We start from the raw sequence: 19,516 nt of genomic DNA, 5'->3' as shown, positions 1-19,516 counted from the left end.
TTGTTAGACGCGACCTGTCGCGCTTCAACGGTCAAAATTTTATGAGCATCTATAAAGCTTCACTAGCTCAGTTGCTAGATTGTTAGACGCGACCTGTCGCGCTCCAACGGTCAAAATTTTATGAGCATATATAAAGCGACACTAGCTCAGTTGCTAGATTGTTAGACGCGACCTGTCGCGCTCCAACGGTCAAAATTTTATGAGCATCTATAAAGCGACACTAGCTCAGTTGCTAGATTGTTAGACGCGACCTGTCGCGCTCCAACGGTCAAAATTTTATGAGCATCTATAAAGCGGCACTAGCTCAGTTGGTAGAGCGCGACCTTGCCAAGGTCGAGGTCACGAGTTCGAGCCTCGTGTGCCGCTCCAATCTTATAATTTCCTTAGATAATTCAAAAAAAATTCATCCTTTGTAAATTTTCATTGCTTAATTTTCCAACTCTACGTAAAATACGCGCTCTTTCGGCTATCACATTTAGTTCCTTGCCTTCCCCCGACTGGCCGAAACGGGAAAAGGCTATATTAACCGTAAGGAATATCCATGCGTCATTACGAAATCGTATTCATGGTTCACCCAGATCAAAGTGAGCAAGTACCTGGTATGATCGAGCGTTATACTGGTTCTATCACTGAAGCTGGTGGTACTATCCACCGTTTAGAAGATTGGGGCCGCCGTCAATTGGCATACCCAATCGAAAAGCTTCATAAAGCACATTATGTTCTTATGAACGTTGAAGCAACTACTGAAGTAATCAGCGAGCTTGAAACTTCTTTCCGCTACAACGATGCAGTACTTCGTAACCTAGTTATGCGTACTAAAACTGCTGTAACTGAAGCATCTCCTCTTGTAAGAGAAGAGAAAAAAGAAGCAGCTACTGCTTAATCGTTATTGATTCTGGACTTTGAGGATTTGTGGTGCAACAACAGGCTGACCTGTATACAAATCAATATGTGCTTTCGGGCGTGATTTGTAAAACACCCAAATTTAATCAAAGCCCAGCTGGTATTCCACACTGCATTTTTGTGCTTGAGCATAAATCAATGCAAGTAGAAGCTGATCTTAACCGTCATAGTTATGTTCGACTTCAAGTGGTTGCTAGTGGGCAACAATTCCAGTCTCAAACTCAGCATTTATACGTTGGGCAAGCAATACAAGTTAGTGGTTTTTTGAACCGTCACGAGAGCCGAAATGGTTTGAGTCAACTGGTATTACATGCACAACATATTGAAAGAATTAATTGAGGAAATTACTCATGGCACGTTATTTCAGACGTCGTAAGTTCTGCCGTTTTAAAGCGGAAGGCGTACAACAAATCGATTACAAAGATCTAGCTACTCTTAGAAACTATGTTACAGAAAGTGGCAAAATCGTACCTAGCCGTATCACAGGTACTAGCGCTAAATACCAGCGCCAGCTAGCAACTGCTATTAAGCGTGCTCGCTACTTAGCCCTTCTTCCGTACACTGACTTACATAAGTAAGCAGCTGATTAACAGTTTTTAAAAGGTGTAGAGACATGCAAGTTATTCTACTAGACAAGATCGCTAACCTAGGTGGCCTAGGTGACCAGGTAGCAGTTAAATCTGGCTTCGCACGTAACTTCTTATTCCCTAAGGGTAAAGCAGTTCCTGCGACTAAAGCAAACATCGAAACTTTCGAAGCACGTCGTGCTGATTTAGAAGCGAAAATCGCTGAAGGATTAGCTGCTTCACAAGCACGTGCAGAGAAACTTGAAGCATTAGCTGAAGTTACATTAGTATCTAAAGCTGGTGACGAAGGTAAATTATTCGGTTCTATCGGTACTCGCGATATCGCTGAAGCTATCTCAGCTGTTGGTGTTGAAGTTGCTAAATCAGAAGTTCGCCTACCTCTTGGTACTATCCGTGAAACAGGTGAGTTTGACGTAGTAATCGCAGTACATTCAGATGTAACAGCTACTATTAAAGTAATCGTTATTGCTGAAGCTTAATTTTATATTAAGCAAAACCGTGCACGCAAGTGCACGGTTTTTTAGTTTTTATCATTGAAGATATAAAAATAATTCTAAGTTCATCAAATAACTACTGTCAGTATGTATTCAAAATGTACTTTTGAATTCAAATAGACTAATATTTACCCATATTGATATTTTTTTTGAATCCGTAATCAGCCTTTTAATTCACGTTCGAGCAAAATACCCTTTTTAAATCAAGGCTTATTGACAGCGCTGTCTTTTTTGAGAAATGTTTTTGAGAGTTAGATGAAAAAGAATCAAGGTTTTTCTTTGCTAGAGCTACTGATTGCTACCGCGATAGTAGCGATTATTGGCGTATTAGCTTACCCCTCGTACACAGACGCGATCATTGATGGTCGGCGCTCTGAAGCGCAACAAGAGTTGTTAAAAACAGCCGTTATTCTTGAGCGACAATATTCGCGCAATGGTGGATACCCAGACAGCACATCTTTTACTGCTTTGCCGACCTTAGAGGTTTATACATTTGCCTATCAACCTCTTGGTAAGCCTGAAAATGGTGCAGATTTTACAAGCCCTAGGTTTTTACTCACAGCGACCCCCAAAGCTGGTTCATCTCAGGCGGGTGACCCTTGTGGTGCTGTGACGATCAATCATACCGGTACGCAGGGGGCACAAACAAGTGGTTGTTGGTAGTAAGCGAGTGAAAGGCGTTACATTGATAGAGTTGCTTGTAGCGTTGTCAATTATTGGTATTTTATCGATAATTGCGATGCCATCATTTGTACAACAAATTAAACAAGATAGGCTGACGAATACCGCTAATTTAATGAGTGCTTTTTATAAATATTCTCGCAGTGAAGCAGTAAAGCAGGCAAAAAGTGTTCAGCTTGTAGATAATGGTTCGTCTTGGCTAGTCAGGTCAACTGATAGCAACGGGCAACTACAGACGTTAAATCAATTTTCAGTTACTCACAGCTCTATCAGTATCAGCTATGTAGATAGAACGATCAGTTCGACAGGGGAACTAAATCAAATAATTGATATTCTAATTAGTGATAATGATAGCGCTAGTAATGACTATAGATTTTGTGTGTTGCAAAGTGGACAAAGCTGGATAAATGAGGCGGAAATCAATTGTTAAAAATTAAAGGTTTTTCTCTAGTTGAGGTATTGGTTTCTATGCTCGTTGCCAGTATCGCATTGTTAGGGTTAGCAGCAACTCAGCTGAAATCTCTGCAATATGCGACCAATAGTTTTGAGTATACGGTGTCTTTGATATTGGGTCAAAATGCGATGGAGCGCGTATGGTCACAACTTTGTGTGATCCAATATAACAACCCAGCACTTTATAATGATGCAGATTTTCAAAGTTTTTTGCAGCCATCTCAGGCTTTGCAAAGTAAGTTTCAGGTTGTTATGCCTGAGGGTTTTAGTAATGGTATGAACATTACCGTGGCATGGCAAGATGATCGCATAGGTGTAACGGATGATGGAACGAATCAACAGGATGGCTCTAACCAAGTACAAATAAACGCCACTTTTGTTCAATTACCACCAGCGTGTTTACCTACATGAACAATAAAGGTTTTTCAATAGTAGAGCTAATGGTTGCAATGGCGATAGGTTCGTTCTTGTTAATAGGTATTGCGATGTCTTACACGGCAATTAAAAGCACTGTTTTGTCTGCTCAGTCGTTAGCAAACGCACAAGAGGTTATACGTTATACACAACAAATTTTGTCTCGAAGCATTAAGCAAGCAATTCGTGCACCGACGATTTCAGCCAATGCTTTAACAATAAGGATAGAACAAAACTCATTCAGTCCGTCATGTCAAGGCACAGTACCTACCATTGCGTTTGATGAGGTCTATACTGTAAGTAATAACTATCTTACATGTGACATTATTGACAGATCTTCAGGTAGTAGCCTGGGCAGTGCTAACTTATTGAAAGGGGTGCAAGCACTTACCTTTAGCAGTAGCGCTAGTGGGCTGCTAGTGGATGTTACGGTAATACCAGAGGACGTTCCAACACAGTTTGCAGGCGGTATTGTGATTAGTATTGCTGCAACTCAATTAATTATGGTGAGGTAAATGATGAATACACAACGCGGTTTTACACTCGTCAAAGTCTTGTTGTTAAGCACCATGGCAGGCGTCGTGGTGTTTGGTGCAATGAAAGAAACGCTAGTACAAGAGCGTTTATCAGGTAATTTTCAAAAAAGTATGAATGCTCGTTTTTTATCTGAAAAAGGCATTTATGAGATGGCGGATCAACTCAGAGCGAAGCTTGTTGAAAACCCCTTACTAACCAGAGATGAATTAGTAAATGCACAAGACCCCATTACGGGAGGGGGGCAGATTGCGACCGACTTAAAGTATGATGTGACAGCGAGCATACACCCAGATAATGATGACATTATCATTATTACTAGTTCGGGTGAGCGATATAGTGGTGACTCAAATGATAAGATCACTGCTTATTATAAGTTCACCGCAGGGCAAACATCCCCAGTAAACGATAGTTTAATCGCTGGGTGTACAGGTGTTACGCTTAAAGGAAGTGGTTTGATCGATAGTTATGACTCTTCTCAAGGGAGTTATGAGCAGACTAAAAGTGACAATGCATTAATTACCACAGGGGGTAGTAGTGCTGACGTATACCTTCAAGGGCACTCTATTATTAAAGGAGATGTTAACTCTGCAGGTGGGGTGTATTTAACGGGTTCTTCTCCAATTAAAGGTAATGTAAAAGCAAATGGAAACGTAGAAATCTCTTCCGGGGGGGGCGTACGTGTTGATGGTAATGTATTAACTCTGGGTGATCTTATCCATAAAGGTGGAGAAATAGCAGGTTATGTGCGTGCTACCGGTGATGTAACCATGAAGTGGGGAGCGTCGATTGCTAATCTCAGTGGTGATGATTTTGACCTTCAATATGGCGGAACAGGTACATTCCCTGATGGTAATGACTTTTATCAAGATGGTATGCATTACTCAGTTGCTCATTTTAACGTTGATCCAATGTTAGTGCCTTTAGAAAGCTATGAGGCTGATTCCGAACAATGCGACCCTGCGGGTATTTCAAGTAAAATGACCACTGTAATTGGCGATAGTAGTGATTTTTCTGACTATATAATAAATGCCAATGATTATTACACATTTAGCCCAAAGCGACTTGATCATGAAACACGCCAAGGTAATAGTGGCAACTTAAAAGACGTTGGTACAGTTTTGGCTTCACAGCGAGATGTTTATATATTTGATATCAATGAACAGCGCTATGAAGATGTAGCGCAAGATGAAAGTGGCAACGAGTTTGTTTTTGGCATGAAAAGCTTCTCTTTATCCAGTAATGGTAATGTAATTATTCAAGGTGGAGATGTAGTTTTTTTAGTGGATGGCGACTTCAGCATTGGCGGCGGCTCCACGATGACGATAAAAGATGATAGCTCATTAACCTTATTTGTTACCGGTAATTTTGACCTTGGTGGCGGCGGTGACATTGTAGTTGAGAGACACGGTTTAACCAGCGGCGGTCACGCAACATTTAGTATTTACTCTAATAATTCTGGCGATGCCGTATCCGTCAGTGGTAACAGTGAGATGTATGCCGTTATTTATGCACCATTTGCTACTGTTGATGTTAAAGGCAATGGTGCAATCTTCGGTAGTATCGTCGGTTCTTATATTAATGGCGCTGGTGATGCAGATTTTCATTTTGATGAGGCGGTGACAACACTTGAGTTGGGCGGCGGTTCTGGTAATGGTGGAGGTGGTGGGGCAAGTGCTTATTTGCTAACATTTGAGCGCTGGTATTACCGACTACCTGAGCGCATAGCTGAAGAAAACGAATAAAGTAAAAGGCCTTTCAAATGAAGGGCTTTTTTATTTTCATGTAAAAAAATTATCTTCGTTTAAACCTTTTCCTACCCAACTCCCGTCTAACTTAGTAACTTGAAAGCAAATGGTATTTATATCAAGCTAGCTTGACCTAGAGAAAGGGAAGAAAACAATGTTAATAGATGCCAATCAGGCATTATCACATAAAGTGCATAAACCCAAACCTATTGATGAACTTGTCTTGCAAGTTCAGCAGGGTAGCCAGCGAGCTTTTGAACAGTTATACAAAAAATATGAAAAGCGTGTTTATGGATTGTGTCTTAGATTGCTTGCATCACCTGAGTATGCTGAGGATGTCACTCAAGAAGTATTTGTACAGCTTTGGCATAAAATATCTCAGTTTCAAGGTCAATCACAATTTTCAACTTGGTTGCATAGTGTCACAAGTAATATTGCCATCAGTTATTTGCGCAAACATAAAAATTGGTTGCAAAAAGTGGTCAGTATTGAAGGGTGTGGTATGGATGAGCAAGCAAGTAGCATGTGCGAAGGCTTAAACGGCTTAGATAAATTGATTGTTCGCTTACCAGAGCGTGCGCGTTTGGTTTTTGTTTTACATGCAGTAGAAGGTTATCGCCATGAGGAAATTGCCAATATGTTAGGTATGGCTGTAGGGTCGAGCAAGTCGCAATATCATCGTGCTCGTCAATTATTGCAGGAGTGGTATGACAATGAATAAACCAAGTTTTGAGCAATTTTTAAAAGAATCACTTGAACAAACCAAAGAGGTCTCACCAAAACGTGACTTGTGGCCAGGTATTGAGCGGGCCTTAGTATCGCACAATGAGCATGCCAAGAAAGTAAGTTATTGGCCAAAGTTGACCGGAGTTGCAGCGTGTATGGTGGCTGGACTGCTAGCTTGGCAAGTTGTGATAAAGCAGCCTCAACAAAATACCATGGTTGATATAAGTGCTTTTTTTGAGCAGCAAAAGCAAAGCTTGTTGGTGCAGTATGAGGCGCAACCTGCACTAACATCAGATTGGCAGGCGCAGCTCAAAGAGCTTGAAAGTGCTGAGCAAGCGGTAAAATCTGCGCTACAAAATGATCCAGAAAATGCAGCACTGTTAAAAATGCTAGCACAAGTATATCAGCAACAATTGGACTTAATAAACAAGGTACATGAACCTCGTTGGCAACAAATTTAGGAGAATAACATGAGAGCATTATTGGCAGGTTTGGCATTACTACCCGTTTTTGCATTTGCTACACAGAAGATAGACGAACAAATTACTATTCCAGTTAATGGAAAAGTAGTGGTTGAAAATCAGCGTGGTGAAATCACAATAAAAACATGGGATGAAAATAGTTTTAAAGTATCGGGTACACTGGATGAAAAGGCTAAAGGGTATAAGCTTGAAACTAATGGTTCAGTGACTGAGTTTATTGTGCAGATGCCTAAGCAATATCGTGGCTGGAAAAATGCTCGTGACGGCTCAATATTGACAATCTATATGCCTAAAAGCAGCGAGTTGAATTTTGAAGGAGTTAGTGTAGATATAAAAGCCAGTGAATTACACGCAGGTACATATATTAAAACCGTTAAAGGTAATATCAAAGCTTCTGATTTAAAAGGAAAAATATCACTTCAGACTATAAATGGTGATATTGATGGATTGAACCTCAATGGCAATATTCATTATGAAACAGTTAATGGAGAGATTAACGATAGAAATTCAGCGGGTAAATTAAAAATAGATGCCGTAAACGGTGATATTGAAAGTGATACCAGTGCTCAAGATGTTCGTTTAGAAAATGTTAATGGGGAAGTTGGCTTGCGTATAAATGAGCTTGCGGAACTTCGTTTAAATACTGTCAATGGTGAAATCGATGTGCGCATTAAGAAGCTTAAAAAGAATGCAAATATTAATATGGATACAGTCAGTGGTGATGTAAGTTTATACCTTCCCGCGAACGTATCAGCACGCTTTGATATTGATATGCATGCAGGCGGTAACGTTATAAATGAGTTGAGTGAACATGAAGTGAAAAAGTCAAAGTGGGGTCCATCGCGCGAGCTGGAGTTTGTATTAAATGGCGGTGATGCTGATATAGAAATTGACACGGTAAGCGGCCATATCGAACTAAAAAAGAACTGATCTTCCTATGCGCTATTAAGTAACTGCTTGATAGCGCACCTTTTAGAGTATTGATATATCAGCGCCGTTATTATACTTATCACAACTAGTGATATTTATTCTTTAAGCAGATAAAATAGCTCCCTAAATTCTAAATTATGCAGTGCTATGGCAAAACCAGATCATCAAGTCGATACATTAAAAGTTCCCCCTCATTCCATTGAAGCAGAGCAGTCTGTTCTTGGCGGCTTAATGCTTGATAATCAAGCATTTGATAGGGTGGCAGAGTTGGTGGTTTCGCAAGATTTTTATACGCGTACACACAAGCTTATATTTGAAGCAATGGAAAAGTTAGTAGAAACAAGCAACCCTATTGACTTGATCACTATCTCTGAAAATTTAGAAAAAAATAATCAACTGGCTAATGTAGGTGGTTTTGCGTATTTAGCTGAGATTGCTAAAAATACGCCAAGTGCAGCGAATATAGATGCTTATGCTAATATTGTGCGCGAGCGAGCGGTAGTTCGTGAGATGATTTCCGTTGCCAATGAAATTGCTGAAGCTGGATTTAACCCTGAAGGGCGAGATAGCCATGATTTGCTCGATTTAGCTGAGAGTAAAGTATTTAAAATTGCAGAGCAGCGAACAAAAAGCACTGACGGTCCACAAAATTTGCACAGTATTTTGGAAAAAACCGTTGATAAAATAGAAGAGCTTTACCAATCACCGCAAGATGGTGTGACGGGCGTAAGTTCAGGTTATTCAGATCTTGACCAAATGACAGCAGGGTTGCAGCCATCAGATTTAATTATTGTTGCGGCACGTCCATCTATGGGTAAAACAACATTTGCCATGAACTTGGCAGAGCACGCTGCCATGACACAAGATAAGCCAGTATTAATCTACTCATTGGAGATGCCCTCAGAACAGATCATGATGAGGATGCTTGCATCACTTGGTCGTATTAACCAAACTAAAGTGCGTACCGGTCAATTAGATGATGACGACTGGGCCAGATTGTCTTCAACCATGGGGCTGTTGATGGAAAAAGGCAAAATGTACATTGACGATGCATCAGGTTTGACGCCTACGGATGTGCGTTCTCGTGCTCGGCGTATCGCAAGAGATCACGGTGGGATCAGCATGATAATGGTCGATTACTTGCAGTTAATGCGGGTTCCTAGTTTATCTGATAACCGTACTCTTGAGATTGCTGAAATATCTCGTTCACTTAAAGCATTGGCAAAAGAGCTGCAATGTCCTGTCATCGCCTTATCTCAGCTTAACCGTACCCTAGAACAACGCGCTGACAAGCGCCCTGTTAACTCTGACTTACGTGAATCTGGTTCTATCGAGCAAGATGCCGATTTAATTATGTTTATCTATCGTGATGAGGTGTACAACGAAGATAGCCCTGATAAAGGTGTGGCCGAGATCATCATTGGTAAGCAGCGTAATGGCCCTATTGGTAAGGTTAGGTTAACGTTCCAAGGTCAATACTCTCGTTTTGATAACTACGCAGGCCCTGCGGTTGATGACGAATACTAGGAGTGTCGCACATGAAGTTAGCGGCGGCGGAGATTGATTTATCTGCATTAGCACATAATTTGTGTTGTATAAAACAGATAGCACCTAATGCTAAGGTTATGGCGGTATTGAAAGCCAATGCTTATGGTCATGGCTTGGTAACGATTGCGCAGCATCTGCAAAAGGCAGATGCCTTCGCAGTAGCAAGAATTGATGAAGCATTAGCGCTTCGCGCAGGCGGCATAACCAACCCGATTGTATTGTTAGAAGGTTTTTTTAATGCCAGTGATATTCCCATTTTATTGGCGAATAACTTTCAAGCAGTGATTCACAACGAAGAGCAGTTATATGCGTTGGAGCAAGCTAAATTAGATGCGCCTATAGCGACATGGCTAAAAGTCGATACTGGTATGCATCGTTTAGGAGTTGAACCGCAGCAGTTAAATGCATTCTATCACCGACTCAAAAACTCAAACAATGTCAAGCAACAGATTAATTTAATGACTCACTTCTCTTGTGCTGACGATACAAAAAATACCAAAACGACTGAGCAAATAGCCACCTTTGCAAGGCTCGTTGATAACAAACAAGAGCAAGTTTGTTTGGCTAACTCAGCGGGTATTATTGGTTGGCCGAAAAGCCATGGTGATTGGATTAGACCTGGGCTGATGCTCTATGGGGTATCACCCATGCAGCATCAAATTGCCCACAACCATGGTTTAAGGCCTGTTATGAAGCTTATTACTAGAGTGATCGCAATTCGGCGTTTACCAGCCAATAAGCCTGTAGGTTATGGTGGTAGATGGCAAAGCAATAAAGAAACGATACTTGCTGTTGTTGCTATGGGTTATGGTGATGGTTATCCACGTCATGCAAAAAATGGCACACCAGTGATTATTAAAGGACAACGTTTTGGTATTGTTGGCAGCGTTTCTATGGACATGATCACAGTTGATATTGGTGATAATCAAGCCAATATACACATTGGTGATGAAGTAGAAATGTGGGGGCCAAATTTGCCTGTTGAAGAGGTTGCTTCACATGCTGATACGATACCGTATGAGCTACTATGTAATGTCACCCCACGTGTCAGTTACGAGTATCTATATGCAAAGCAGTAAGGTTACTTGTTATTGAGTTATGCTCTAATCAATTTAGGTGGATAATATGTGGTTACAAAAAACAGTTAATCTCAAAGCTCGTAATAGAGGCTTTCATTTAATTACTGATGAAATTACGAGGCAGCTGCCTGAGATTAGGCAGGTTAAAATCGGTTTATTGCATATTTTTATCCAGCATACCTCTGCGTCTTTGGCGATAAACGAAAATGCGGACCCTTCTGTAAGGCAAGACTTAGAAAATCACTTTAATGTACTTGCACCACAAAATGCACCTTATTATATCCATACCTATGAGGGCCCAGATGACATGCCTGCACATATTAAATCGACGCTAATAGGTGTAAACCAGAGCATCCCTATTACTAATGGTCGGTTAGCACTCGGTATATGGCAGGGTATTTATTTATGTGAGCATCGAGATCATGCTTCAAACCGAACGGTTATTGTCACCATTCAAGGCGAATAACCTTGGTTATAAGGTATCGAAGCTGACTTCTATACTGGCGCTGCCATCAGCAGAAGTAAATGGCATTATGATTTTAGCCCCTTCACATTGGTGTGTAATGGTATGATTTTTACCAGAAACGACAATGGGGGTTGCCATTTCAAATTCATATCCTTTTTCACCGAGTAAATTTTTAGCGCCACCGGTGACCATGTTTGTTATTTCCCCTACCATATCGGTGACTTCTTCATTAATCGTGTCTGGTCGCTCACCTAACATTCTTTCCATTATTGCTAAAGCCAAGCTCTCATCAAAGGTTATTGAGAAAGATCCTTTGGTTTGTGGTCCAACCATGCCTATAAGCCCAGAAACATCACCTTGAGCAACTTCATCTTTTTTAATTTTTGGTTTCCCTGGCGTTAATTCTGTTTGAGCCATGGTGGCCAATACATTAATTAAAGATGATAAAAAAGGGTTGATAAACTCTACTTTCATATGAATTCCTTAATTACATATTATTTAGAGGCAGTATTTGAGTGTAGTGTGGTTTTAGAACACATGCACTTAGTCTTTGCACTTTTCACACTTGCCATGGGCTTCAATTGTCTGCGCACTAACTATAAAACCTTGCTCTGCTGCTAAATTATTCAATTCATGAGAGATAACACTAGAATGTAATTCTTCAACGTTACCACATTCATCACAAATCAAAAGTTGTACGGGATGAATATGATCAAAATGTTGGCAAAGCATAAATGAATTAGTACTTTCTATTTTATGAATAAAGCCAAGTTCAGCTAGAAAATCTAAAGCTCTGTATATGGTCGCGGGTTTTGCCGCTGTCTCAGTGACTTTTAGTTCTTCTAATAAGTCATAAGCACCCGCACCGCCTTGTTTACTGGCGAGCAGGCGAAATACTTTCTCGCGGATAGGAGTAAACCTTGCGCCGCGGTTATTACATACTTGTTTTGCTTTGGAGATCAATAATTCTACATTCATTATTCTAACCCTTACTCTTGCCCTTAAATACTAACATATTCTTTTTAATAGTCTTATAGTGTGAGTCAGTTATTATCAAAAAGCTTTAAATACTCGTCTAGGTGTACCTATTTTATGTCGGTTAACCCTACCCAATGTTCAAAGTCTTTACTTGGCATGGGTTTTCCTAATAAAAAGCCTTGGCCAATATCACACCTATAATGTTCTAGTATTTTAAGTTGGGAGAGGGTTTCTATGCCCTCAGCAATGACTTTAAGGCCCAGGCTATGAGACATGGTAATGATCGAGTTAACTAGCTCACTCGCCTCAGCTTTATTAGATAAATCACTAATAAAACTTTGATCTATTTTTAAAATATCAAAAGGATATTGTCGTAAATAGTTAAGAGATGAGTAACCCGTGCCAAAGTCATCCATTGCAATGATTAAACCTAATTGATGTAGGTTTTTTAGTGCTTTTCTTACACTGTCCTCTCCAGACAATAATACGCCCTCTGTTATTTCTAGCTCCAATAATGACGCGGGCATATCAACTTGGGCAATATAGCGTTTGATGTCGCTAATCAAATTACGGTCTTTGAATTGACGTGGAGACAGGTTTACTGCAATTTTAAAGGGCTTATCGAGCTTATTAAACCACTCAGTAGCTTGCTCTATGGCTGTTTTTAAAACAAATTTGCCAATTTCGACTATTTCTCCATTATTTTCTGCAAGCGGAATAAACTCTTCAGGGGAGACGCTGCCTAATGCGCTATTGTGCCACCTAAGCAGTGCTTCTGCGCCAATTAATTCATTAGTTTCAATATTAAATTGAGGCTGATAGTACACTTCAAGTTCACCTAGCCTTAATGCATGACGCAGGTGTTCTTCGAGCAATAGTCGTCGAGTAAGATCTTGACTCATTTTCTCGGTAAAGAAGGAATAAGTATTCCTACCTTGTTGTTTGGAGTTATACATTGCGGAATCTGCTTTACGTAATAACTCACTGGGTGTATCACCATCATGTGGATATAGTGCGACGCCTAAACTTAAGGAAATGCAAAATTCACGCTGATCAATGCGAAGTGGTGTCCGAAATTGTCTTACTATATTAGCCGCAATAGGTTGAGCATCGTGAGGGTCATTCAAGTTACCAAGCAAAATAACAAATTCATCACCACCTAATCGCGCAACGGTATCTTCTAATCGCAATGTGTCTTGTAAGCGTTTGGCTGATGCAATCAGTAACTTATCTCCTATTTCGTGACCTAATGAATCATTTACTTTTTTGAAGTCGTCTAAATCAATGAACATCACAGCAATGTGCGCTTTGCTGCGGGTAGCTTCTTTTATTTGCTGTGTCAGTCTCTCGATGACCAAAAATCGATTGGGAAGGTTGGTAAGGGTATCAAAAAAAGCATGATGAAATATCATTTCCTCTTGGCGTTTTCTTTGGGTTATATCCCTAACTACAATGACAATATTTTCAGTGAAAGGAATAGGAGATAATCGAGCTTCAAAAAACTTAGCTTGGTTGTCGATTTCTAAAGGATACTCTATATACATTAACTGTTTACTGGTTTTTGTATCGGATATGGCTTGCTGAAAGCTTTTGGATGAAGAGTTAGGTAACAACTCATTGATATTATTGCCTACTAAGCGTGTTTTTTCGATAAAAAATGCATTGTTATTACCGCTATGAAACTCTAGTACCTCTCCAGTATCATCAATGAGAATAAAGACGTCGGGTAACGCTTTAAAAATGCTTTCTAATAAGCTGTGCTTTGATAGAGCATATTGTTCTGCTGCTTTTTGAGACGCTATTTTTTCTTGTAGACTATCAGCCATTGCATTAAAACTATCGGCCAACATCTTGAGCTCTCCTGTGCCTTGCATATTTGCACGACAGTCAAGCTCTAGTGCTTGTAATTTCTTACCTACAAAAGTTAGATGATTGATAGGCTTGTGAATAAACCAGTACACAAAAGTTGCGACAAATAACAGCACGAAAAAGAGGGATAGTGCAATAAGTGAGCTCTTACCAAGTGTTAAGTCAATTAAGTTTTGTACATCAGATTGCAGCGTATATCTGGCATATAACAAACTGATGTTATTGCCCTCAAACCTCAATGGGTAATAGCTGTCAAAGGCATACTGGGTATCATTATATTTGATGAGTGCTTGTTTTGTTTTTTGTAGGTTTACGGTGATTTCGTCAGAAATTGGCAAGCCGAGAGCTTGATAATGTAGCCCGACCAAGTTAGCCGAGGGCGCAATAATAATATTGCCTTGATGGTCAATAACCAGAATATTCAGGTAGTATATACTCGCCATTTTGGTTTTGATGGCAAATTGGGCGTTTTCAATATGCTTATTTGCTATTTCTTGCTCTAACTCGACAGCCAGCGCGGGTAACTCACGATTTAAAGCCGAACGGCTGCTATCAATCAATACATTTAACTGTGCACGGTAAGTATAGCTGGCGATAACGACAGAACATATTAAAAATATCAACGTTGCCATAATACTAAGCCAAAGCTTAATGTTAATTGAATATAGCGCTTTCATAATATAAGGCTCGTTCGCTCAAGTTGAGTATGTCGGACTCGGATACGATGATACAGGTTGGCTATTTTGACCAACGCTATTTATCACTTAAGTCTAGACTAGAATATTGAAAAGTAGTCGCTCTATTTTGAGTTGTACGTACAGGTTTAATATGCCCTTAGTGCTTGATAGGAATACATGGATAATATATTTACACTTCAGGCAATTGATATAACAGAAACAGTGGGTTTTGGCTAATTGTTACAAGCTAGCCATGATAGGCTGTGATAAGGGAAATTATGCAGATTGATTTACATTTTGGTATGACTTGGGTTGTTGCTAGAGCGGCGGGCTTTAGTCCCAAGGACGCAAAGGTGATTGCGCATGCATCTCAGTATGTTGATGATGCAACCAATCAGGGAACCATTAAGTTTAGTAATGGTGCGACCTATAAACGGATCACCACAGCCCATAAAATGCTTGATTATAGAAACCTACAGAGCCTTAAAAATCAGCAGGTTTGGATCCCCTTTCATTTTTTACCAGGCAATGATGGGCTACCTGCTGGCAGCAACCCATCAGGCAGCTTTATTCGTAAGCTAGTATGTAAGCCAAACTCTTATGTGGCAAAAGACATGGTGGATGAGTGTATTGCCAATCGTCATCGCCCTTATGCATTGCATTTACTCGGTATTACGTCACATGTTTTTATTGATACCTACGGACATCAAGGCTTTGCTGGGGTACAGCATCAGATAAACAATGTTGATAATATAAGAGATCATAACGGCCAGCTAGATAGTAATTGGATGCAAAGAGTGTCGGATTATTTTATGGATGTGATGCAAGATGAGATTCCAAGTTTGGGTCACGGGCAGGCATTATCTAACCCTGATTTACCTCACCAGCACTGGAGCTACATGAATGGTTTGGGTGAGCGAATTGAGCGTAACAACCCAAAAGATTTTTTAGAAGCGGCAAATGAATTGTGTAAGGTTTATCAAACCTACTTGCAGCATACTCCAGTTGGGCTAAGTAGCCATATCAAAACACTTATAGCGCAGTGTTTTAGTGAGTTTGATATGGATGGTGGGGAATTACGTTTAAAGTTATGGTTAGAAGCCATAGCCCGTGACCGATTTGGTTTAGGTGCTTATCAATTAGCGTATATTGCCAAAGGGCTAGGCTCATGGAAGCATCAAGCACTGGGAACCGTGCTAAGTGATGGTGACGAAGATGACTATTTATTTAGCCAAGCTTTTTTATCATCTGATTGGAAATTGTTTCATGATGCGGCAAAACAGCACCGATTCAACGTGGTTGATATAATTTTACCAAGATATGGCATTTGCGTTTCTTAGCTGTGCAAAGAATAAGTTTGAGCCTAACCAGTGTGCTTATCAACTAACTATGGTTGCCACTGATAAGGTATGAATAAAGCTCTAACATTTACATGGGTATTGAGGCGTGCGGCTAATAGAAATAACCCACCAATTTTACGATGTAAAAATAGCGCATCTACAGGTGGAGTATGCCAATAGCCTTGCTCCATGCTCAGTGCCATACCAGCATCATGAATACGCTTAGCTAGGTCAGTATTACCAAAGTCGTAGCTTCCTTCACATTGCAGAGGTTCGCAAGCTGTCATGACCAGGTTTATCACCGCGTCTTTGTGATCAGGGAAAATATCCTCACTGAAAAAACCTATTTGCGCCATGGCCAGCCCCATATCTTCTTTATTTTTGTTCATGGCGCCGCTCAGCAATTTTTGGTAGCCTTGGCTAATATTGCTGTTGTAATGACGTGTTGCACCAAAATCCAACAAAACCAACTTCTTACTGCCTCTTTGGTATAAATAGTTAGCAAAGTTTGGATCAGTTTGTACTAGTTGAAATTCAAATACTTCTTTAAATAATAATTCAAACAAGTCTGTGATTAATTGATCTCTTTGTTGCTGTGGCAAATCCTGCAGTGTTTCAACTGACTCACCCTGCTCAAAACTCATAGTTAAAATGGAAGGCGTAGTGAGCGCTTTATATATTTTAGGCACGATGAACCTTTTATCATCCTGTAAGTACTTATAAAAGGCATGGGCCATCTCTGCTTCTAATTCATAGTTGGCTTCATCATGTAATTGTTTTTTTGCCTCTTCTAATATGTTTTTATAATCAACTTCTTTGGGAACCAATCCAGTTATGCGAAGTAATGTCGCTACGTTATCAACATCACTGCTTATGCTTTTTCTAATGCCAGGATATTGCACCTTTATAGCAAGTTCAGAGGCATCGTCATGGCGCGCGAAGTGAACTTGTCCGATAGAAGCGGCGGCGAGAGGCTTGAAGTTAAATGAAATGAAATGCTGCTGCCAATCTTGACCCCATTCCTTTTCTAATACAGCAGCAAGCTGCTTTGCTGGCATAGGCGTGGCATCTGAGCGCAACTTGGCCAGTATGTCAGTGAGTTCTTTGGGTAATGCATCACCGGCATCCATACTTAGCAGCTGGCCGATTTTCATAGCGGCACCGCGAAGTTGTGCTAGCTGCTCCGTGACACTGGAAATGTTCTTTGGCGTCAGCAATAGTTGCTTTGTGGAGGGTCGCTTTCCTGATAATAATTGTTTTGCGCCTTCAGAAGCCATGTTGGTAGCTACTCTAGTCACAATGGAACCAAACATGCCAACACGGTGGAGTCTGTTACTGGGAATTTTCTTCCCAATTTTATTGTCTATGCTTTTTGCCACGCGACCTCCGGCTAGTTTGATTTACTTACCAATACGGTGATGAGTGTAAATTGTTCACTCTAAATCGACTTTATGGTGGTAGCGCGTCACCCAATTGAGCTAAATTTTAAAAAATTGTACACTTTGGTAACCCACATTGGTGATGTGAACTTCAAGTGTTTCGTTATTCAACACTTGCTCTTTTAGTCCTTGACTCAATGTTTCTATTTCTTTTAGCAACTTGGGGGCAATGTCACCGCCCTGATATACCGGATACTTGATAATCCATGTATCAGATGGCGTTTTTTTAAGCAGAAAAATTTCTCCTGTTTTATCTTTATAAGCATTGTTATTGAGTAGGTATTGATGTATCTGTTGTGCTAGAGCGTTGTCAATGCTGGATTCATCATATACAAATTTGGCATCACCATGTTGTATGTAGTTAAAGTTATTATTTAAGTAAATAGCAGCAACCACAAATGCAATTACTGCAAAAAATATCACTTTGTTCATATAAATTTCTCACTTGAAAAAATAATTAGTCGTATTGTAATTGTATCGACGGGTGAAGGTTATCATTTGGCGATAAAAGTCAGTTTTTATATGTTGGATATAAGTGTCACTAAATTTTCGAAATAATTTGTTTGCTGCTGTAACCTCCTAAAGGAATTATGAAACAAGTAACTTGGTCTGGTTGCTTAACATGCAAACGATAGGGCGTAGTTGACTTTCTGGGTGTAGATGGGTATTTTTTGTATCACAATTTGTTTCTATTGTAGTCACAAATTGAGTAACTTAAAGGATTAAATATAAAATGTTAAATTCATCGTTAAAGGCGGCAGCTTTGATATTTTTAAGCGTTGCATCAGTTAATCCTGCGTTGGCTCAAGTCGACATCGGGGCTGGCTACCAGTATGGTGGGGCTTTGGGTGCAAAATATTCACTAGTTCAAGGCGAGCATACTGTGTACGCATCACTTGGGTTGATTGGCGCTGCTATGGGGTATCAATTTGTATTTAGTAATAACAATAAACATGCAATTGGCATAGCCGTTGGTAGCGAAGTTATCACAAGCGAAAAGGGGTTTGCAGCATTCACCTATAATTATTATTCACAAGGTGTGAGTGCTTCAGGCTGGGTTTTGGGAGGCAGCGTAGGTGCTAGACGCGAAGATAAAGCTAGCATGTTCGCGAGTCTAGACGAGGTTCATACCAAAACTTTAGTTGGTATTCATGTAGGATATCGATTTTAGCTTAGGGATAGCAGTCTAACTTAGCCTATAAATACGATTTTGAAATTTAATGAGTAAGCTTTTTACTTATCTCTTTAAATATTAAATGGTGGTATTTTTAATAAATGGTGGCCCCTCCCAGACTCGAACTGGGGACCTAACGATTATGAGACCTATAGGGAAGCTTATAATCCCTTTAATATTGCGGTATTTACTATGGTCACAACCTCCAACTTACCGATTTTGTTACCACCTATGAATTGTATGGTGTAACTCAGATTGATTCTTACCAGTTCTGGACTAAACTTTATTGTGGTAGTATAAAGTAGGATTAAATCCTTACGAAGTTTCTTGCATTGGAGGTAAATTATGGCAATGGTAAAGAAAAGTATCACAGTGACTGCTCAGCAAGAGCAATGGATGCAAGCACAGCTAGCTACTGGCAATTATGCTAGTGACAGCGAATTATTACGAGATTTGATCCGAAAAGAGCAAGTTCGTGCCAGCGAAGTTGAAGTTATTAGACAAGAACTTATTAAAGCAGAGCAAAGTGGTTTTAGCTCACGTTCTCCTGAAGATATTGTTAATGCGGTGATTGCTCGAAAACAAACTAATGGCAAAGTATAGATTAAGTACAGCTGCTGATCAGGACTTCGAGCAGCTATTTGGATATGGTATCGATAACTTTGGTTTGGCTCAGGCTAAATCATATGTTGATGGGCTAATTATTCAGTTTCAAAGCATTGCTGAAAACCCGTTGCATTATCAGGCTGTCGATCATATCCGTAAGGGATACAGACGTAGTGTGTATGGCAAACATGCTATTTACTACCTAGTCTCTAGTGACTGTGTTGATGTTATGCGAATACTAAGGGCAGAAAACCTTAAAGCTGCTTTTGAATAATGAACATATTTAGTTAGCTATCAAGTAGGCTCTGAGAAATTGAGGTAGTGTTTCGAAAACTGTGTCCCAAGAGCTCGGCTGATTTAGGGTTGGAGTTACTGAAGTTTACTTAAG

The 19,516-nt window shown here is 40.0% G+C and carries 24 protein-coding genes and 1 tRNA gene; 20 read left to right on the top strand and 5 right to left on the bottom strand.

Annotated elements, in window-relative coordinates:
- Window positions 1-293 precede the first annotated feature (293 nt).
- The 16 genes from OCI93_RS07355 (at window position 294) to OCI93_RS07280 (ending at window position 11,045) form a co-directional block, all read left to right on the top strand.
- Window positions 294-369, top strand: a tRNA-Gly gene (locus OCI93_RS07355).
- Between the two features lie 172 nt (window positions 370-541).
- The gene (rpsF, locus tag OCI93_RS07350) at window positions 542-883 is read left to right on the top strand and encodes a 30S ribosomal protein S6 (RefSeq protein ID WP_138591187.1); all 342 of its coding nucleotides are present in this window, start codon (window positions 542-544) and stop codon (window positions 881-883) included.
- A 29-nt stretch (window positions 884-912) separates the two neighbouring features.
- Complete coding sequence (priB, locus tag OCI93_RS07345) at window positions 913-1,242, top strand: primosomal replication protein N (RefSeq protein WP_261594014.1); 330 nt, start codon at window positions 913-915, stop codon at window positions 1,240-1,242.
- 11 nt (window positions 1,243-1,253) lie between these two features.
- Entirely contained in the window at window positions 1,254-1,481 is a 228-nt protein-coding gene (gene rpsR, locus OCI93_RS07340) for a 30S ribosomal protein S18 (RefSeq protein ID WP_002962753.1), read from the top strand.
- A 35-nt stretch (window positions 1,482-1,516) separates the two neighbouring features.
- Window positions 1,517-1,969, top strand: a complete 453-nt coding sequence (gene rplI / locus OCI93_RS07335) for a 50S ribosomal protein L9 (RefSeq protein WP_261594005.1) — start codon at window positions 1,517-1,519, stop codon at window positions 1,967-1,969.
- Window positions 1,970-2,239: 270 nt separating this feature from the next.
- Window positions 2,240-2,647: a type IV pilin protein gene (locus OCI93_RS07330; protein ID WP_261626135.1), complete on the top strand. Its 408-nt coding sequence runs from the start codon at window positions 2,240-2,242 to the stop codon at window positions 2,645-2,647.
- 7 nt (window positions 2,648-2,654) lie between these two features.
- On the top strand, window positions 2,655-3,095 hold the full coding sequence (locus OCI93_RS07325; RefSeq protein WP_261626134.1) for a GspH/FimT family pseudopilin: 441 nt from the start codon (window positions 2,655-2,657) through the stop codon (window positions 3,093-3,095).
- Window positions 3,089-3,529 (top strand): type IV pilus modification PilV family protein, encoded by a 441-nt coding sequence (locus tag OCI93_RS07320; protein ID WP_261626133.1) that lies wholly within the window; start codon window positions 3,089-3,091, stop codon window positions 3,527-3,529. The genes OCI93_RS07325 and OCI93_RS07320 overlap by 7 nt, the downstream gene beginning before the upstream one ends.
- A complete protein-coding gene (locus OCI93_RS07315; protein ID WP_261593996.1) occupies window positions 3,526-4,047 on the top strand; it encodes a PilW family protein in 522 nt (173 codons plus the stop codon). Before OCI93_RS07320 ends, OCI93_RS07315 begins: the two co-directional genes overlap by 4 nt.
- Complete coding sequence (locus OCI93_RS07310; RefSeq protein ID WP_261626132.1) at window positions 4,048-5,811, top strand: DUF7305 domain-containing protein; 1,764 nt, start codon at window positions 4,048-4,050, stop codon at window positions 5,809-5,811.
- Window positions 5,812-5,968: 157 nt separating this feature from the next.
- Window positions 5,969-6,535, top strand: coding sequence for an RNA polymerase sigma factor (locus OCI93_RS07305; RefSeq protein ID WP_261626131.1), 567 nt, complete (start codon window positions 5,969-5,971; stop codon window positions 6,533-6,535).
- The gene (locus tag OCI93_RS07300; protein ID WP_261594129.1) at window positions 6,528-7,001 is read left to right on the top strand and encodes a hypothetical protein; all 474 of its coding nucleotides are present in this window, start codon (window positions 6,528-6,530) and stop codon (window positions 6,999-7,001) included. The genes OCI93_RS07305 and OCI93_RS07300 overlap by 8 nt, the downstream gene beginning before the upstream one ends.
- A gap of 9 nt (window positions 7,002-7,010) precedes the next feature.
- Window positions 7,011-7,952, top strand: a complete 942-nt coding sequence (locus tag OCI93_RS07295; protein WP_261593986.1) for a DUF4097 family beta strand repeat-containing protein — start codon at window positions 7,011-7,013, stop codon at window positions 7,950-7,952.
- A 147-nt stretch (window positions 7,953-8,099) separates the two neighbouring features.
- Window positions 8,100-9,479: a replicative DNA helicase gene (gene dnaB / locus OCI93_RS07290; RefSeq protein WP_261593984.1), complete on the top strand. Its 1,380-nt coding sequence runs from the start codon at window positions 8,100-8,102 to the stop codon at window positions 9,477-9,479.
- 11 nt (window positions 9,480-9,490) lie between these two features.
- Window positions 9,491-10,579 carry an alanine racemase gene (gene alr, locus OCI93_RS07285; RefSeq protein ID WP_261593981.1) on the top strand — a complete coding sequence of 363 codons (1,089 nt, stop codon included), beginning with the start codon at window positions 9,491-9,493 and terminating at the stop codon, window positions 10,577-10,579.
- A gap of 46 nt (window positions 10,580-10,625) precedes the next feature.
- Window positions 10,626-11,045 (top strand): secondary thiamine-phosphate synthase enzyme YjbQ, encoded by a 420-nt coding sequence (locus tag OCI93_RS07280; RefSeq protein WP_261626130.1) that lies wholly within the window; start codon window positions 10,626-10,628, stop codon window positions 11,043-11,045.
- A gap of 6 nt (window positions 11,046-11,051) precedes the next feature.
- Here OCI93_RS07280 and OCI93_RS07275 read toward each other — a convergent pair whose 3' ends face one another.
- The 3 genes from OCI93_RS07275 to OCI93_RS07265 form a co-directional block, all read right to left on the bottom strand.
- Window positions 11,052-11,519: a chemotaxis protein CheX gene (locus tag OCI93_RS07275; protein WP_261593978.1), complete on the bottom strand. Its 468-nt coding sequence runs from the start codon at window positions 11,517-11,519 to the stop codon at window positions 11,052-11,054.
- A gap of 69 nt (window positions 11,520-11,588) precedes the next feature.
- Window positions 11,589-12,023, bottom strand: a complete 435-nt coding sequence (locus tag OCI93_RS07270; RefSeq protein WP_261593977.1) for a transcriptional repressor — start codon at window positions 12,021-12,023, stop codon at window positions 11,589-11,591.
- A gap of 107 nt (window positions 12,024-12,130) precedes the next feature.
- Entirely contained in the window at window positions 12,131-14,524 is a 2,394-nt protein-coding gene (locus OCI93_RS07265; RefSeq protein WP_261626129.1) for an EAL domain-containing protein, read from the bottom strand.
- Between the two features lie 323 nt (window positions 14,525-14,847).
- On the opposite strand from OCI93_RS07265, the gene OCI93_RS07260 reads away from it, so the two are divergent.
- Window positions 14,848-15,909, top strand: coding sequence for a DUF6765 family protein (locus OCI93_RS07260; RefSeq protein ID WP_261626128.1), 1,062 nt, complete (start codon window positions 14,848-14,850; stop codon window positions 15,907-15,909).
- A gap of 47 nt (window positions 15,910-15,956) precedes the next feature.
- Here OCI93_RS07260 and OCI93_RS07255 read toward each other — a convergent pair whose 3' ends face one another.
- Together OCI93_RS07255 and OCI93_RS07250 are read right to left on the bottom strand one after the other, a co-directional pair.
- A complete protein-coding gene (locus tag OCI93_RS07255) occupies window positions 15,957-17,288 on the bottom strand; it encodes an ABC1 kinase family protein (protein ID WP_261626127.1) in 1,332 nt (443 codons plus the stop codon).
- A 99-nt stretch (window positions 17,289-17,387) separates the two neighbouring features.
- Window positions 17,388-17,780: a hypothetical protein gene (locus OCI93_RS07250; RefSeq protein WP_261593971.1), complete on the bottom strand. Its 393-nt coding sequence runs from the start codon at window positions 17,778-17,780 to the stop codon at window positions 17,388-17,390.
- Window positions 17,781-18,081: 301 nt separating this feature from the next.
- On the opposite strand from OCI93_RS07250, the gene OCI93_RS07245 reads away from it, so the two are divergent.
- The 3 genes from OCI93_RS07245 to OCI93_RS07235 all read left to right on the top strand — a co-directional run bounded on the left by OCI93_RS07245 (window position 18,082) and on the right by OCI93_RS07235 (window position 19,402).
- Window positions 18,082-18,519, top strand: a complete 438-nt coding sequence (locus OCI93_RS07245; RefSeq protein ID WP_261626126.1) for a hypothetical protein — start codon at window positions 18,082-18,084, stop codon at window positions 18,517-18,519.
- A 348-nt stretch (window positions 18,520-18,867) separates the two neighbouring features.
- Window positions 18,868-19,125 (top strand): ribbon-helix-helix domain-containing protein, encoded by a 258-nt coding sequence (locus OCI93_RS07240; RefSeq protein WP_261593967.1) that lies wholly within the window; start codon window positions 18,868-18,870, stop codon window positions 19,123-19,125.
- Window positions 19,112-19,402, top strand: a complete 291-nt coding sequence (locus OCI93_RS07235) for a type II toxin-antitoxin system RelE/ParE family toxin (RefSeq protein ID WP_261593965.1) — start codon at window positions 19,112-19,114, stop codon at window positions 19,400-19,402. The genes OCI93_RS07240 and OCI93_RS07235 overlap by 14 nt, the downstream gene beginning before the upstream one ends.
- Window positions 19,403-19,516: the final 114 nt, after the last annotated feature.

The organism is Pseudoalteromonas holothuriae (genome assembly GCF_945859825.1).
In the GTDB taxonomy this organism is placed as follows: Bacteria; Pseudomonadota; Gammaproteobacteria; order Enterobacterales; family Alteromonadaceae; genus Pseudoalteromonas; species Pseudoalteromonas holothuriae.
This window is presented reverse-complemented; position numbering and strand designations above follow the sequence as displayed.